This is a genomic window from Bacteroides sp. AF39-11AC (assembly GCF_003474285.1).
In the GTDB taxonomy this organism is placed as follows: Bacteria; Bacteroidota; Bacteroidia; order Bacteroidales; family Bacteroidaceae; genus Bacteroides.
The window spans coordinates 402,039-420,734 of record NZ_QROH01000003.1; the positions used below are offsets into that span (position 1 = coordinate 402,039).

An 18,696-nucleotide genomic window follows, 5' to 3' on the forward strand; every position below is an offset into this window, starting at 1 on the left:
ATAGATATGTTTTGCACACAAAAATAAGAAAAGCCCGGAAATAACATAGAATATTAAGGTGAAATAAACAATATAAGGAGAAAAGAAAAGTTAGTCCGGCGTCACTAAATAGTTACAGAATAATTTTATAGTGCAAATCAGTCGAAATCTTATCCTATTTCAGTCGTATACTGAATAGGGTTCAGTCGTATACTGAACCCTATTCACTCGTATACTCATTATGCGTCACCTTAACGCTCTTGATAAACAAGTAGTTAAAAACCACGTTTTCGAAAAGCGAAATTGACTATAAATTTATACAAATAGATTATAAATTCACCTTTATCGTTGCCCCTTCCGTCACACTCTTCTTCAGCACTGATTTGCCGCCTTTCAATACTTCTACATGTAACTTCTTTCCTGCACGGGATACACGAATATCAAACTCCGAATTGAAAGCACGTACACGATTCAGATTCATATATTCCCACTCCTGTGGCAAACGGGGAGTCATCTCGAAACTGCGCAATCCTGTGGGTCGGATGCCAAACAAACCTTCGGTATAGATACGGCAATATAATCCACTTTCAGCAGAAAGATGACGCTGATCTCCTTCGGGCCACGCTTCAATGGCATAAGGCACATGATCGCCCAACAAACGGCGATGTGAATACTTCTTGAGGAAGTTCATACCTTTCTCCACTTCTCCGGCAGCAATGGTGCCACGCAAAGCATAGAGGGTACTACGGTCCCAGAAGGTTTCGGTACCGGCTTGCGTCAATAATCCGTCGTCCGTCCAGAGGCGGGATGAAAAGAGCGCATCGATAGTGCCTTGCGCACGGGTGTAGATACCCATAACAAGAGGCATACAAATCCAGGAACGCAGGATATCATTACCTTCATAATAGCGGTAACTGTGGAAACCTTCTATCTCATAACCAAAATGTTTTTCTATGGCTTTCTCTAAAGCATTCGCTTGATCACGATACGTATTCAACTGCTTTGCCGATACTCCCAATTCACGTCCCAGCATAACAGCTGAACGCAAGGCATCGTAGTAAAGCGTAGAAGTGCATAGGTTTGCATCACCAGCCGGGAAGCGATTCTCCAATTCATCCGAATTCGATGCAACCACGCCGGCGGGAGTTAGTTTACGGTTGCAATACTCCAGACACCATTCGATCAGAGGCCACAGTTCACGCGCTTCCGCCTTGTCTCCACGAGCCAACGCATAGCGTGCGGCACCGTAAGCAATCATCGCACCGTCTCCCCTATCCTTGGCACCATGCCAGAAGCTGACACCTTCGGAGATGATGGAACTCGGAATAGGTTTATACTCCGGATTCATATAGCGGGCAAAGTGGCGGAAAGAGTTCAATGCAGACTCATCACCAATCTCATAACCCAGAAAGGGGAAGAAAGGATTGATATACTCTGCCTGGTCGTTAGCCCAGACAGCCGCATAATAGGCTTCACCACCGGGACCATGCATCAATCCGCCTTTCGTGCGATAGATGCTTTCGGCACCACGTAGTTTGGCGAAGGCAAACATGCGATTAAGCACGGGATCGGGTGTGTCCAAAACCAGATTGCTCCACCATTGACTGATAAGTGCTTCACGTCCGGCACGTTCGCTAAGGATATTGATGCGGGAAAAAGCCGTATCCTCCTGGGCAGACGAAGCGTCCGCCAACTTCCGTCCCGAGAAGATGGCATAGAATTCAAGCGTTTCGCCCGGTTTCAAAACAAATGTACCACTTTTGGAAAGCCCCGCTTCAATGCGGTAGGCACCATATACACCGGCTTCTTTAGGAGTAGTATAGGCAACTCGCCACTCAGGCACCCGCAATGTGATCTGATTAGGACTACTATTCTTGAAAGTATATTCCTCACAATAGCGCGCAGCATTGGTAGAAGGATAAAGTACACGCGTCAATTGCACGGCATCTTTCAGTTCTTTGCGCCGGTGAACATAGCCGAAACTGCTTTCCACGCGCATGATACCATCGAAGGTCACGTCGCGTACTTCTTCATTCAGCAGGGTTTGATCATCCACTGTAACTAAAGCGGGAATATTCACATCGAAACGTTGCTTCAGATTGTTCTGTGTCTTATTGGGATGCATACGAAGCATAGGAAAAACAAGACTGCGGTTCAGATGGAAACGCTTCTGCGCATCCACACCGTAACGAAGGACAACGGAAAGTTGTTGCCCACTCATCTCCAGATGATCACTGTGCGGGATTTTGTCATTGATATCCCAGCGAATAGCTCCATCATCCTGAATAGTCCAACGATCTTTCGGCTGCGCAATGGCCAGCGAACCGGCAAAGATGAAAGAGAAAAGTAATAAGGTTCTTCTCAAGTTCATAAGGTTATTGTGTTTAATTATTTGCTATTAATATCAATACTGCACTCTCAAACTGGGTATTCAAGGGATTCTCCAGACCTTTTTCCATCAGTTCCGCTCCCGTAAATACCTTGCCATTGGCAGGGAAACGGGAAGTCACTCCCTTTGCCAGACTTACTTCCTCCACACGATATTTCTTATGGGCATCAAGTCCACCAAGCATTACCCGGAGTTCATTGCCATCTTTAGTCTGGTAGAAGTAAACAACCGCCTTTTCCTTATCTGTTGAAACATAACTCAAAGAAGCCAGTGGCGACTCATAGGGAGAAACCAGGCGATAAAGTTCACCATGCATCACCAACGGACGGATACGCTCTTTATACAATTTCACAGCATCAGCAATCTGCGCGCGTTCTTCAGCCGTAGCCTTATCCAATGCCAAGTCTATTCCGAATGCACCGCTCAATGCCACATCTATTGCCATCTTCAAATGACGTTTACCCATACGGGTGACATGAGCGGAGATCGTATTTGCAGGGAAGAAATGTGAGAAGCCCCATTGTATCTTGATACGTCCCAACGGATCTGTGTTGTCACTGGGCCAGAAGGAATGGAAATAGGGCATTGCGCCATAGTCCACACGTCCCGATCCGCCTGCACAAAGCATGGCCATCACATTGGGGAAGCCTTTGGCAAAACGATCCATCAGACGGTAAAGCGCCCAGTTATAGTCTATCCAGAGATGACTCTGATCGGCAGGCTGCAAATAAGAAGAGCCGGGCTGGGTGATATAGCGGTTACAATCCCACTTCACATAAGTGATATCCGGGTTAGGCCGCAAGGTTTTGTCGATAATGTCCCATTCAAAAGCCTGTACTTCGGGACGGGTAAGGTCCAGTATTTCCTGATGGCGACCCAGTATCGGTTCACGCTTGGATTGAGTAATGATCCAATCGGGATGTTTCTGATAAAGTTCACTTTGAGGATTCACCATCTCGGGTTCCAGCCAGATACCGAAGCCAACTTTACGCTTCAATGCTTCTTTGGCAATATATGACAGCCCCTTTGGTAACTTCTTGGTAGAAGGGTCCCAATCTCCCAAACCATGCTTATCATCATCACGGGAGTAAGGTCCGTTTCCGAACCAGCCATCATCTAATAAGAAAAGTTCAGCACCCACCTGGCGGGCACCGTCAAAGAGTTGCTTCAGGCGGTCTTCATCAAAATCGCAGTGCGTAGCCTCCCAGTTGTTCAGCAATACAGGGCGGTCTTTTTCTGCATCGCGGATGGCATTTGCCATAGCCCAACGATGGAAACGACGGCTGGCTTCTCCCTTACCCTGCTTACTGTACGTGTAGAGAATGGCGGGTGTAGTAAATGTACCGCCACGCTCCAGATTGTACTGCGAGCCCAAAGGATTCATACCGGTCAGCAAACGCAGGTTCTTGTTCCAGTCTACATCGAAAGCAAACTGGAAACTGCCACTCCAACGCAAAGAAGCAGCCAGTACCTCACCTTCATTCTCTTTAGCCGGTCCGTTCAGGGAGAGGATAAAAGAAGGAATACGCATCTGATGCGCACGGATGCCTAACTTGGAATCCAGAATCTTGACTCCTTCCGAAAGGCGTTCTTCATTGAGGGTCGCTTCGCGCTTATAGTTACCCGAGAATTGAGTAAGCCAGTATTCCTTTGCTTTTACCACCGGGGCAGCAGAAGCAAAACGATGCAAGATGACTTTGCCTTTCTCATTATGAGTAACGGTATTCCAGATTTCCATCATACTATTATCTGCATAGCACTTGATATAGATATCCACGCTGAAAGGATAGGCAGGGTCTTTCAGTGAAATAACGGTTTGTTCGATACCCGGGGCCAGCGCTTCAGTACGATGTCCGGCGTAGTGAAGTTCCGTAGATGTATTCCCATCTACATGAGTTGCCTGGATAGCCGGTTCTGTCAGGACACCGTTTCCATAAGAAGGAAGAAATTCCCACTCACGTGAGGGTATCTTTGCAGGAGGCTCTACTTCACGGGCAGCATCTCCAAAGCCCAATTGATAAAGGCGATCGTCCGTACCCACCATAAAGGTCAGTTTCAGTTCGCCGGATGTAACGGTGAAGAGTTTCTTCACATTTGGATTATCTGCTGCATGCACCGTGAGGAGAAGGCAGAGAAATAAACAGGTCGTCAATATATTCTTCATAATCTTATCATTCTTCTGTCATAAACTTCCAGGTTACATTGGCAATGCTGTTCGGTTTCCCTTTTTCAGCTTTTGATATAACACCTTTCAGCTTGCCTTTCTTATCTCGTGTCACAATGATATCACGCCAGGAATAGGCGCCATTCTCATAATCGAATGTTTCACCGTCATCATCATACAGCCGGTAAGCACCATCCGCTTTTCCATAATGACGAATTTCCAGATTCACCTTCTCGCCTGCTTTCGGTGCATGCAGACGAGCCTCCATAAATGGCAGGATAGCCCCATCCTTTACATATACCGGAATACGGTCCAAGCCCGGTGTAACAGTAATCTTCTCGCCATTACCCACATATTTCCCCGTATAGAAATCGTACCAGTCTCCCTTAGGCAATACCACTGTACGCTCTTTCTGGCCCTTGAACATAGGAGCTACCAACAGATATTCACCAGCCATATACTGATCCTTAATTTCCTTGGAAACCGCTTCCAGATAAGGATTCTCTTCCAGATTTGCATCCGACAGTTTCGCTGTAGTTCCTTGTTCAGGATTGAAACCCGCTTCCAGATTCATGGCACGGAATGGAGGAATACCATCGAAATGATAACGTGCAAATTCACTATACCAGTATGGCATCATCTGCATACGCAGCATTGCATACTCTTTTATCTGATTCTCTACTTCGGGGAATGTCCAGGGCTTCGTACCGCTTGCCCAAGCATTAATCATTGCCATCGGTGAAAATACTACAGACTGGAAACGGCGTAACCAGTCTTCCGATGAACTGGAACTACGTACTTCCGGAGTCCACAATACACCACTAAATCCAGAGTTAATCAGAGCGGTAATGAAGTCCTGATGACTGTAATAATCATTATAAATCACATAAGGGAAGGAAGCAGCACCGGCATTTGATGCACGAACCAATCCGAAGGTACGTTGATTACGCTTCTTGTATAATTCCGCAGTAGTGCGTTGCACCCACAAGCCATAAGTCTGACGCATCTGTTCGGCAGCAATTCCACTGGGGAAAGTAGCCACATCCGGCCAGACATAACGGTCGTATCCATCCACTTCATCCACTTTATAACCGCTGACACCGATATTCACGTGTTCTTGCTCCAGCTTATCCATCCAAATTTTACGGGCTTTCTCACCTGCCAAGTCGGGCACGATGCCACACCATACAGTGTGTGAGCCGCTTACCGGATACATATCCTTATATATCTTTGAATCGGGAGATACGTATGGGTTTGTCCATAAGTTGATGCGTACTCCTTTAGCCAACATATCTTTCACAAAGCCGGCGGGATCCGGATAGCGGGTAGCATCCCACTCAAAGGTACAAGGATACGCTTTGCTTTGCCAACCCGGTTCCAGTCCGATGAAGTCCAACGGGAAACCACGTTGTTCAAATTCATCCGCTTCGTTCTTCACGTCTTCGGCTGTATAGAGCTTCTTTGTACGTTGCGTAAAACCCAGCCCCCAACGCGGAGGCAATGTACCTCCTCCACAGAGCAGGTTATAACGACGGACAACATCCATAGGAGTAGGCCCGGCGAACAGATAAATTTCAGCACCCGGAGCAGGAACCAAGATCGAAACGGCATCCGAATAAGGAGCCGATGTCCAGGTCTTATCCAGATTACGGTCTTTAGCCACCGGAGCATTCGGACTGTCCTTACGTGCGCCGCTACCTGCATATACTGTCAGATAACGTGCCGAATTAATCAGTACTCCATAACCGGAACTGGAAATATAAAAAGGGACAGGAGCATGTGTACGCCCATTATCACGTCCACCATAATGATCTACATGCAAGTTCAGGATCTTGCCACGCTGGTGTACCGTCTGAAAGTTCAGTCCAAAGCCGTACAACTGTTCTTTGCGTTGCAAAGGAATGCGGAGACTTGTTTTACCATCTTGTATGGAACCTACAATTTCGTTCGCCAATTCAGGCAATGTCACCTCCGGCAAGCGGGCAAAACCTTCCTTTTGTGGCGTGACACCGGCCACACCCAATAATGAATATTCTTCAGGAGTGCCTACCACGCCTTTCCAGACGCCAGGCTCCACTTGCTGCCATGCAATCTGTGCTTTGGCAGGACATAGCATCAACAGGGCCATCGCCCCTACAATCAAAATTTTCTTCATTCTTTCCATTTTGTTACAATAGCGTTATTATCATCGAATCATACCGGCAAAGCCACCGTTCGGAAGAACTTTCACTTTTACCGTCCCATTTGTATTTTCTACAGGCATGTAGTCAAAACTATCCTTATCTTTTCCATCTATAATCATAGTGAATGATTTACCTTCACATCCGGCAGGCAAGGTAAATTCTATTTCACGTTCTTCTTCCTTACCACTGATACCGCCAATATACCAAATATCACCGGAACGACGTGCCACAACAGCATAATCAGCCGGATAGCCAGCCAACAAGATGCTTTCGTCCCAGGCAGCAGGAACATCTTTCAGGAATTGTTTGGGTTGTTCCGGCAAGGAAAGATAAGACTCCGCTTTATCAGCAAAACATTGGAAACCGGATTCAAAGACTACTGCAAGAGCTAACTGATGCCCCATAGTTGTCTTACGTATAGCAGGTACCCCCTGGCGTACTTTATCAGAGAAAGTCACCGGGGTATAGTCCATAGAACCGACCACATTGCGTGTGAAAGGTACAGTAGCATTGTGTTTTGCTGCCTGGTCGCAACGTTCCTGACGCCCCAAAGTTTCCGCACCCCGGATAGCTTCCGTGGTCAGCATATTCGGATACGTACGTTCAAAACCACGGGGTAAAGTGGCACCATGAAGATCTACCAGCAAATGATTATCTGCCGCATCTTTCAATAAAGCCGGATAAAGTTGGATGATGCGTTGTTTATCTGTATCAAAGAAATCGACCTTAATTCCTTTCACGCCAATTTCACTGATGCGTTGCATTTCCGCACGACGTAATTCCGGATCGCTCATCAGACGGTGCGTCGGTATAGAATCGCTGTCACGCCCTGCACCGGAATGGTACCATAACCAGACACCTACTCCCTTTTGCTGTGCGTATTTCACAACATCTTCCATAGTACCACCATTGCCCATGCGTTGCCAGCCTGCATCAATCAGCATATATTCCCAACCCATTTCAGCGCTAAGATCCACATATTTCAGCTGTGCTTTATAATCACGTGGAGTACCGCCATTAGACCACCAACTCCAGGAAGCGCGTCCTGCCTTTATCCAGGATTCATCATTCACTACAGATGCAGGATTCAGGTGTGAAATCATTTGTGTCTGGAATATGGTATTCAGATTGTCTCCTATGATAATGGCACGCCAGGGAGTGAACCACGGTAATTCCGATACCGGTTCTACTGCATCCGGTACAATTGGTTCATCCGGTTCCGGAAAGCGGATTTTATAGGCTTTACCTGTTCCGGCATTATCAATATGAGTAGCAGGATATGAGCCATCCAGGTGAGCTTCCGTTATCATCATCCAGACTCCGTTGGTGTTGAATAACATAGGGAATGCCCAACCACGTCCATGTCCACATTCCGAACGGATATCTATTTCACTTTGGCAATATTGTTCATAACTCGGTTTGTGACGATCGTTCCAGTCATACGGATGTATCCAAGCTTTTCCATTTACGGGTACGGCAAATTCCGTATGCTCGGCCTGGATAGTGTGCATTTGTCCATCCTCTCCGGGTAGTTCATAACGGAAAGCCACTCCATCATTATATATTCTCACAATCAAATTAAACTGTTTATCCTCTTTGGTACGGAAAGTAAAAGTCTGTTCGCGACACTCTTCCGTAGTATTCATTTTCTTACCGGATTTTAGCTGATAAGCATTAGAGATATCTTTCACAGCAGAAGCGGAAACAAATTGTGCGTTTTTTCCATACTCACAATTATCCATAACCAGCCCTAAAAGAGATTTCTCCATCGCCACTCCATCTTTATAAAAGACAGAGTAACTAAGATTTTCTTGTTTATTTTCCAAGACAAAACGGATGTTGCTGTCTTTAGATACTAACTCCCATGCATCAGGAGCTGTACAAGACGTCATTAATACTGCAAACAGCAATAATGCTGTATTCAATAGTTTTTTCATGGTATTCATTTTTTGTATAGTCACTAATTATTCCTGAGGGGTAAACATCACAATATATCCTCCACCCACACGCATATGCCCTGTAAGAGCATCCGTATTCCGACAAAACACACGTTCCGTCTTGATAGAAGCCGCATCAGCAGGACGATCATTCAACACCATCCCTTCATACCAACCATCACCCAAAAATGACAAAGGGAATTGTAAGGAACGCTCATTTTGCCCATTCAGAACTGCCAAAAACCATGTCTTACCACTTCTACGCGCAAATGCAGCAGTTTCACCAATCCGGCTGGACGGTAACACTACTGTTTCGTCCCAGGTTGCGGGTATCTGCTTCAGTAATTTTACTGCCGGATTATCCAGCATTGTTTTCGGATGCGAACCGAAGAATATGACAGAAGAATTAAAAACAAGGGCAGTAGCAATTTGATGTACCCACGAGGTTTCCAAACGGCGTTCTCCAAAAACAACAGGCGTATAATCTCCAGCTCCTGCTATCAAACGCGTAAAAGGCAACGTAGTATTATGTGTACTCCATTCATACTGGTTTTTACCATATTCCAGACCACGGATACCTTCACGACTCATTTCATTCGGCCACGTACGCACCTCTCCTGCCGGCTTATTGCTTCCATGAATATTAAGCATCAGTTTATATTCTGCCGCTTCTTTCAAACATGCCTGATATAGGTCTATGAACTCTTTGGATTCATGTGAAAAAGCATCCAGCTTCAAGCCAACAACTCCCAGACGATGACAACGCTCAAACAACTCTTTCCGCTTCTGCGGATCACGCATATCACGTCCGTGACGCCACAACCAGATCTTCACTCCGAACTGAGATGAATAGTCTACTAAATCTTTTAGCTGCTCATCCGTCCAACGATACCAGAAAGCATCTACCGTATTATACTCAAATCCCAGTTCTCCTGCAAATTTAGAAAATTCTTTCATTCCCTCCACAGTTCGCGCTCCACCATCCAACCAGCACCACACGGAACGTCCCGGTTTTATCCAGTCTGTCTGTACTCCTTTAGGAAATAATCGTTCATCAGGTGCAGGAGCTAAATTGGTAATCAAATCCGAATTTACCAACTCATTCAAATCATCGGCTATTATAATGGTACGCCAAGGAGTGGTAATCGTACCAGCAAGAATAGCCGGTTGTGACAATCGCCGTGCCTCCGCCAAACTATAATCATGAGCAAAAGGATATCCGGCTGGTTGTGCATGCCCTAATTTTGTTTCAAAACCATTCTTGCCATTTGCCTGCAAAGACATCCCTGCATAATTCATTAAAGCGGATTCCGTAATGCAAAGATATCCGGTCTTTCCAGGTAATTGGACCGTTACGGGAGGAGCCGCCCATTCTCCCTGCATAATCTCAGAGATTTCTTTCTTCTGGTGAATACCTTCATAATGACAGTACATATCATGATACCACACGATACTTCCCTTTGGCAATGTAAATATAGTGTGCTCATCGGGAACTCTCATCTCCCCTTGCTTCCCGGGAAGTATTATCCGAAAAGCAACACCATCATTATAAACTCTCGCCTCTATAGTAAAATTTATCTTTAAAATCGTATTCTGCAATTTGAAAGTCCGTCCATTACTCTTGTCCACAGCGAGAGAATGGCTTCCCCGAATAGGATATGTATTATCTGTCTTATAACTATCCGAAGATAATATATCCACAGAATTACAGAGTTCTGAACCATCGATAGTAAAACGTATGGGTGCCTCATCCAATACATTTACTCCATTCTTTTCTACTTCATAATAAAGCGACTTTTCCTTCAGTTTCAATGATAAAGAAACAGAACCATTCGGACTGGTAACAGGAAACAGTGTCTGTGTCTGAGCATTGGCAGAAACCAATACACAAATTCCAACTAACATTACACTAATAGTTCTTCGCATATTCATCATTTATATATTTGCATATCCCCATCTTCACAAATAATCTCAGGACGAGCATCGGGGTTCTTCAACTCAAACGTAACATTCTTCAGCTTCAACCCTTTCACATGGCGTGCCCATACTCCGTATGCCGGAATCTTAGGACCGAAAGTCTTCACCTCCGGGTATTTATCGATAGCTTCAGGTACCTGAGACAAGGCATCCTCAGGAGTTCCTGTACCCAATAAACGAATATGAATGTTTTCCAAAGTCAGGTTTGTGATGTAATGTCCTGGAATACCTGTAATCAGAATGCCGGAAGGAGGCGTCAGTTGAGCCTTATCGGCAGCCACCGCTTTCACATTACGTATTGTTACATTTTCAAAGACGCCGATAGGCTGCTGGGTATCTTCCTGTTTACGGAATACACTCAGGCGGGCACCCAAACGAAATAGCATCGGCGTACGTACTTCATCCATCGTGATATCAGAGATTTCCACATTGCGCAAATGGGCTCCATCTACAGAGAACAGCTTAATACCTCCATTCTTGGTATCATAAATATGGCAATTACTAATCTTGATATTCTCAAATCCTGCCATAGATTCTGTTCCCATCTTGATGCCTGCCTGATTACTTTTCAACTTCATATCTGTAACAATAATGTCATCACATCCCATTTTACTGGCAGTAGTCTTAAAACAAAGAGCATCGTCACCACTGACAATATCACAATTACTAATGCGTACATGCTGGCAACCATCAATATTAATACCGTCATTATGGGCTACTCCAAAGCTGCGGATCGTCACATTATGGATATTCACATTACGGCATTGAAAATAGTGGGAAGTCCAGGCACCTGCATATTTTAAAGTAACCCCTTCCACACGTACCCCTTCACAGCGAACCCAGCGCAACAGGAAAGGGCGCAATCCCCAACGCTGTCCTTCCGGGCGGGTATCTACTTTTATATGCCGCTCTTTCAAAGCCGAACCTTGACCATCGATAGCACCTTCACCCTCCAATGCCACATTTTTAGCATCCACCGCTACCAGCAATGCCCAACCGACATCAATACCCAGGCCTTCCGTAAAAGGATCAAGGTTATCGTAAGCTTTATAATCGGTAGTGCCCAGAATAAGGGCATCTTTCTCCAAATGCAAAGTTACATTATCTTTTAGCACGATGGTAGCAGACAAATAGGTTCCGGCAGGTACAAGCACCGTTCCACCACCTGCTTTATAACAAGCATCAATTGCCTTCTGAATGGCCGGTGAATCCATCTTTCTACCATTTCCCCGTGCACCGTACTTCTTCACATTGAATGTTTCAGCCTGCAAAGTGAATGGCAGAACAAATAACATCAACAACAGTAATAAATTCTTTTTCGTTTTCATGGTTAGTATTTATAAATTAACTATTTAATTTCCTTTGCTATATTCACTGCATATATCTTATTACTGCGCCGTCCCGGATGTTCCAAACGCAGTTCATTGGTACCTTTTGCCAACACTATAGGAAAAACAAACTCTCCGCGCTTCTCACCCAATGTAGCCAAATAGCCGATATTCTCACTGATTTTCTCTCCATTAATATATAAGTAAGAAGGAACCGGATTGCCACCCGTATAAGATACTACTAAGTAATATTCACCTTTATGTGGAATATTTACTTTCCAACTCACACTTCCTTCAGAGCTACCTTTTTCACCTTTGAATTCTACCGAACCATCCTCATTCAAGAATGCAGAACCCTGCCTTTCCATATCTTTAGCCTGGCATATCCCTATATCCTCCAAACGACGTACCACTACACGTTGCGAAGATGTTACTTTTTTATTTACCAAAACCTCCAGATTAAAAGCAGTCGTTTTAGAGATAGATAAAGGGATGATACCTTCTGCATCTTCCAAACGTTTTCCATTCAATCGTACTTCTTCTGCATGGGATGTTTTATAATGCAAGGCATTTTCATCTGCGTAGAAGTATTCTATTGCCGGACGCTTTTCATTCAATGGAACTCTGTATAATTCGATTCCTTTACCTGTGCCCAGATTACGGCTGTACATCCGGTGCGTTGGGTTATTCCAATGTTCATGTACGCCCAGGCTACCTTGTTCTTTTCCGATATAAGCTATCCCCGAAGGAGGATTGCCTATATTCGCCGCTTCATGAAGAAAGTTGTCGGCATTGGCACACAAAGGAAGTTCCGAATAAATAAAATCAAGTACCACTGATTCAATAGCAACCTGATCATTGGAAGCCAGGAAACTGGAAGTCCAACCGTTATTGAACGGGGGAAGTTGGAAACGTACCGCTTTTCCGTTATGTTTGGGATTTACGTACATAGCATCCACCAGATATACTAAGGTATTTCCACCTATACGTTCGTGAGCCATCAGATCGACAATGCTATTATAAGTACCCATACCACGGAAAGAAGACCAATCACGAATAGAAAGATGCAAGGGCGGTACATTGCCTATTGAACCGAACTGATTCTTACCGGTAGCAGTTATAGCTGTCTGTCCGGCACTGTCCCGCCATTTATCGGTCGGTTCAGAGTGCCTTTTCATCAATGCCATGTTAATCATATAGTCGGCTTCATAAGCCGCACGTGCCAAACTTCGGGCACCGGCATCGGTAATCTCACTGGAATAACGAATTACATCGGGAACAAATCCCCCCCAATTCTGATAATTGACATTTGGATAAACCGGATGTACATAATCGTAAACAGCCGAAATGCCCCGACGCTGTGCATCATATACCGTAATACAGTTCTGAGGAACCTTCATGATATCTACCAATTGATGCAACAAAGAATACACAGACTGCGGAGTAGCATCAATGATATTAGTTCCACCATTGTCATTCAGATTGATTTTGACAACAATCTTCTCACCTTTCTTATACTTTACTGCACCTTTACCCTTCTTATAATTAAAGGTTCTGAACAATTCATCCCATGCTTTATCAATCGTATTCTGGCGGGTCAGTGCAATTATCACTCCCTCCATCATATCATCGACCCGTGTCTGACTGTTATTATCCGGATCCGAATAAAGTCCTCTTTTTCCATCCCAGACAGCAGCTTTCGGATCATGTGCCCATGCCACCCGCCCCGGATGAATTCCTCTGGCTACTCCCATCGGAGTGTTGGGAGCGTCAATAGGCACAAAACGTCCCATATCAGTACCATTATCTATCTGCTTACGAATAACCTGCCCCATCAGAGAATTATCCACAGACATTATATATAAGGTACCCGACAGTAATATACCAACTGCCAATACGGATAAGCCCATATAGAACCTACGGGAATGCCACAAAAGTTTGAAACGTTTCCACGTACTAAATCCAACCAATGTGCTACTGATAAAAGCTACAAAAGAAAAAGCGATAGGAGCAGCGATTTGCTGACAGGGATATTCTATCCTCGAAGGTTTCGGCACAACACGTATCAGAAACCAAATCAAAGCAGCTAATCCGAACAGAGGAAAACAAATCTTCAAAACAACATTTTTCTTGTTGATTCCAACAATCCGTCCACTCTTCGGACAAGTCTTAAAGAACCATTTTTTTATTTTTGTATTCATTTCATTAGATATATAAGGATTATCTTTCATGGTTACAAAAATAGGCAGATAAAAAAGAGACGATTATCAGTATTCCATCAAATACTTGAAAAATCGTCTCAACCAAGCAGACAGTATCTTATTTATGTAAATAGACTAACTCTATTCCAATGTCTTTCCCCATATTGCGGCTATATTTCTTTTCTTCCGGATTATTCCAATGTTCCAAGACTCCGAGACTGCCAACTCCTGTGCCATCTCTTTCCGGATCATAAAAAGTAGTGGACAACGGGCGGTCTGCCAGAGCAGCTTCTACCAGATACATATCGCAATAATCCACATCGGCCATACGCGGAAACTCTGCACTCAGGAAATCAATACCCACCGCGTCAATGGCTACCGGATCCTGGGAAGCCAGCAGTGAGCAAGGCCAGTCTCCATTAAACGGTGACATCTTCCATTTACCGGAAGGCGCTCCATTCACCTTTTCCGAACCGTACAGGCCATCTATCAGAAAGAGCATTGTCTTTTGTCCCAGATCCTTATGTGCCATATAATCGGTAAAGGTCATATAGCGCGGTTTTCCACCACGGTCCTGATTGAAATTATTATGCTGATTTTTACGGAAGTCCCGGTTGATGTCCGTTACTCCATACCAGTTTTTCGCACAGAGTGTTACCCCCTGTCCGCCATGTCCCTTCAGTAATGCCATATTTATCAGATAATCAGCCTCAAGTGCACAGTTTGCCAATCCTCTCGCTAAACGGCCATTATCAGCTGAATATGGAATGGCATCTGCCGTATAAGTCGATCGGGTACGCCCATTTCCACCTTCATTATCCAGATATACAACACCGGGAAATTCGGCATGACATTTATCATAAAGAGCTTTCGTAATAAAACGGCTGGCATCAAATACTGTGATTTGCTCTTGAGGCACTCCGCCGTCATTCACCAAACTACGAAGCAAAGCAAGCGTCAGATGCGGAGAAGCATTCAACTGCTCACAATCTTCATGGGAGAAAGTATTATTCTGATTAATCTTGATAGCAATCCTTTCTCCTTTCTTATATCCACGCTTCCCTTTGCCATGCTGCTGATTGAAATAAAGAAAAAGAGATTTCCAAGCCGCCTTTTCTTTCTTTTCTCCGGTCAAAGACAAGAGAGACTGGTTTAGAAGCCAGTCGGCATCTGCCTGATTATTCCAGCGATCTTCAAACCAAAAGCCGTCTCCTTTCTCCCATGTGGCGGCACCCGGCGCATGGGCCCATACCACCCGACCCGGATAAATACCTTTCGCCTCCCCCACCGGATTATTCTTTCCCCATGCCATACGCGGTTCTCTCGCCGGAAGAAAAGCTTGTGCCAACAGGTCAGTACTGTTTTCTACCAACATCAAAGTCCCGAAAAAACAAAGACCTGCAAAAGCCCAAAAACCTATCACTGCTTTTCTATTACGGAATGCCTCGCACAACTTACGCAGGCTCACCCAGACTCCCGTGAACGAGAGTAAATACATGACAAAAGCGGACATTAATGGTGCTGCTGTCTGCATACATGGATAACTGGCACGGGAAGGTTTCGGAATAACCCGTACCAGAAACCAGATAGTGGAAAAAAGACCGAGTCCCCAAAAGAGGAAAACTCGCATCCCTCTGGAGGAAAACTCCTTCTTCTCAACCTTTTCTTTAAAATATAAATAGATACGCTTCATACTACTTGATAATAATCTCTTTACTACGCATTGATTTCACATTTTCTTTATCCGTAACGCTTGCTTTTACCTGTAGATTCTTAATCTCAGCACCAATTACATCATCCAATACTACTGCATAACGTCCATCTTTCTGCTCAGCATTAATCCTACAATTATCCAATATGAAATCTTTCACATGACGCGCCCAGAAACCAAAAGAAGGTTGTATTTTCAAATCACCTACATTATAACGTCCCACCCCGATTTCAGGCGGATACGCCTCTGCATCTTCTACCGGATGTCCACCTTTCACAAGCAAATTCACATCATGGAACTGTACATTCTTAATATACCCCGTATGCTGACCATTCGGCAAACGGAATGTCAGTCCTCCTTCTACAACTTCCGTATCCGGCAGTTTGAAACCAGCGATGATAGGAGTTGCCGTATTTTGAGAACCATCGTATGCTTTCCAGCGATCTCCCCGGAAAGAACTTCCACCATAAACCTCATCAATGTCTACTCCACAAATCACAATATTCTCCACTTGTCCGATATCAGAGTTGGTCACCAGCAATTCCTTACGTACGCTTCCATTTTCCGTGAAAGTAAACGGAGCAACATCGGCACCCAACACACGACCTCTATTGGATATGGATATGAAGAACGGAGCACGGGTGCGATGCATTATCGAGCGAGAATGTATCGGTCCGGTTTTCCCGCTATTCAGATAGACATTCTTTATATGACCACCATCATTAGTAGATATAGAAAAACCTGCTTTATTGGCTCCCAGCACATAGATATTATCCACGTATAAATCCTGAATATCATCCGCTGTTTCCGAACCTATCTGGAACAGGTTACAATTGGTATCTCCAACTATATTACGTACCATATAGTTACATACCGGACGGGTAAAGCCTAATGAACAATCCGACCCCGGTTTCACGATGTCATCCGAACTGACGCGCGAGTAAATGTTCGTCACCGTTACGTCATTGCACGCCATAAAGTCGTAGATATCACGGGCATTCCGGGTATTATGTTTGGCAAAGTAAGTATCGTGCACATGGATACCATCGGTACCTGTAGCCAGCAAAACAAAATGCCCTCCCTGGTCTATATGCAGCATATTGCTGACGTCATAATTCTTCCGGTTATCCGCATCTATATAGTAAGGCTCATCTTTTTGCGGATCATACCACATATCCTTATTTATATTCCAGCCTCCAATTTCAATATTGGTACAAAGTTTCAAAGAGAACATTTTGTCGCAGCGTTTCTCGGGAGCGTTATTCATTACTTTATCAGAAGTAACCAAATTACCATTACCCGTGATACGGCCTGTACCCACAATTTTCACATTATCAATACGTTCTCCAAAGAACATTGCATTACGGAAAAATGTATGTCCCACATCCTGCTTCGTCAGATAGTTTTCCGGATCGGCATAAGGGCGCGGATCGGTAGGCGAAAGTCCCGAACGGTAAGCCCGGTCACTAAACCAAGTCGTTTCCGGCGCATCGCCACCCGGAAGTCCCTGAATTATGGCATCTGCATCCAGATGTAGCCAGACATTGCTCAATAGATGAACCGTCCGCACATTATAGGTACCTGCCGTGAATCTCAGAATACCCCCACCCAACTTATTCATTTCACTAATAGCTTTGTTAATGTTTTCCGTATCGTCTGCTATTCCATCTCCTTTTACTCCTGTAGTTTTGATATCCTGCAGACCGGAATAGAACCAGGCTATATTTGATTCTCCCTGATTATCTCCTCCTTTCACTAATAGTTTAAAAGCGTATAATTGATTAGGGGTCAACCGACCGGCAGCAGCAAAATCATCGTCCGGCAATATCTCTGTTCTTGCAGGTTTCCAAGTCTTACCCCGATCCTCAGACAATAATAAAGTCACAGACTCCGCATTACGGGGCGCTGTCCAGTAGAAAGAAGTGAATGATAAATCCCAATCCTTTTTATACGTAAATGCATGTAAGGGAGTACGGGTAAAATCGGAGACGGTCGTAACACCCTCGAAAGTTGCAGCAGCAACCGGACTATGCAAAACTTCAGGTTGAGAGGTTATATAATCAGCCTCGAATGTATAATTACCTTTCTTTGGTATTGCCACTCCACGGAAACAAAGACGGATATCAGGTCCGTTAGAGGGACGGAAATCCAAATTTTTAAAGATCAACAGAGTGCCTTTCTTCCCATCTTTACGAATTTCCACATCTCCAACCTTTTTATAAGAATAGTTGGTTCCGGTTCTTCCGATAGATTGTTTGGGCAAATCACGTAGAATTACTTCTCCACGACCTATTACATTTACCGTTGTATTGTCCAATGTTACATCAATTCCTTCCGGTACACGGATAGAAACTGTGGTCATCGGGCTACGTTGTCCGGCATAAAAATCAAGTGTCAGATTTCCCGCAGTCTTTATCGTGAATGCAGTACGGTTCAACTTTATTACAGGCGGCAATGCCCCTTTACGTACCCCTACAGGCAAACGCTTTTTAGAAGTTGATTGCAAATAATCGCCATGAACCGGAAAACCTTCTGTTTTCTCCTGTCCGGCAGAAGTGAAAAGACGATAAACACCGTAACCGGAATGAATCAATTGTTCCTTCAGAGTTTCAACTGACGGCAAAGTGGAACTTAACCCTTCATTCTCGGGAGTATCCACTGTATAACGATAAGTAGTACCTTCAAACAACAATAAAGAGTCACTCGTTAATTGCCAGGGATACAATTCACCTGCCTGTATGCTTACTCCCGCCACTCCCAGCAACAGGAACAAAAGAAAAGATTTTGATAATATAGACTTCATATCCAATAATGTATTTCTCATAAA

General features: G+C 44.5%; 9 protein-coding genes. All 9 read right to left on the reverse strand.

Annotation, left to right across the window (positions count from 1 at the left end):
* Positions 1–307: 307 nt before the first annotated feature.
* Complete coding sequence (locus DW036_RS07220; RefSeq protein WP_118462476.1) at positions 308–2,350, reverse strand: hypothetical protein; 2,043 nt, start codon at positions 2,348–2,350, stop codon at positions 308–310.
* Between the two features lie 13 nt (positions 2,351–2,363).
* A complete protein-coding gene (locus DW036_RS07225; protein WP_118462478.1) occupies positions 2,364–4,532 on the reverse strand; it encodes an alpha-galactosidase in 2,169 nt (722 codons plus the stop codon).
* Between the two features lie 7 nt (positions 4,533–4,539).
* Entirely contained in the window at positions 4,540–6,687 is a 2,148-nt protein-coding gene (locus DW036_RS07230) for a TIM-barrel domain-containing protein (RefSeq protein ID WP_118463169.1), read from the reverse strand.
* A gap of 30 nt (positions 6,688–6,717) precedes the next feature.
* Positions 6,718–8,652 (reverse strand): glycoside hydrolase family 97 protein, encoded by a 1,935-nt coding sequence (locus DW036_RS07235; RefSeq protein WP_118463172.1) that lies wholly within the window; start codon positions 8,650–8,652, stop codon positions 6,718–6,720.
* A gap of 27 nt (positions 8,653–8,679) precedes the next feature.
* Positions 8,680–10,578, reverse strand: coding sequence for a glycoside hydrolase family 97 protein (locus tag DW036_RS07240; protein WP_118463175.1), 1,899 nt, complete (start codon positions 10,576–10,578; stop codon positions 8,680–8,682).
* Positions 10,579–10,583: 5 nt separating this feature from the next.
* Positions 10,584–11,957, reverse strand: a complete 1,374-nt coding sequence (locus tag DW036_RS07245; RefSeq protein ID WP_118462480.1) for a glycoside hydrolase family 28 protein — start codon at positions 11,955–11,957, stop codon at positions 10,584–10,586.
* Between the two features lie 20 nt (positions 11,958–11,977).
* A complete protein-coding gene (locus DW036_RS07250) occupies positions 11,978–14,158 on the reverse strand; it encodes a DUF362 domain-containing protein (protein WP_118463178.1) in 2,181 nt (726 codons plus the stop codon).
* Between the two features lie 118 nt (positions 14,159–14,276).
* A complete protein-coding gene (locus tag DW036_RS07255) occupies positions 14,277–15,851 on the reverse strand; it encodes a DUF362 domain-containing protein (RefSeq protein WP_118462482.1) in 1,575 nt (524 codons plus the stop codon).
* A gap of 1 nt (position 15,852) precedes the next feature.
* The gene (locus DW036_RS07260; RefSeq protein ID WP_118462484.1) at positions 15,853–18,693 is read right to left on the reverse strand and encodes an endopygalactorunase; all 2,841 of its coding nucleotides are present in this window, start codon (positions 18,691–18,693) and stop codon (positions 15,853–15,855) included.
* Positions 18,694–18,696: the final 3 nt, after the last annotated feature.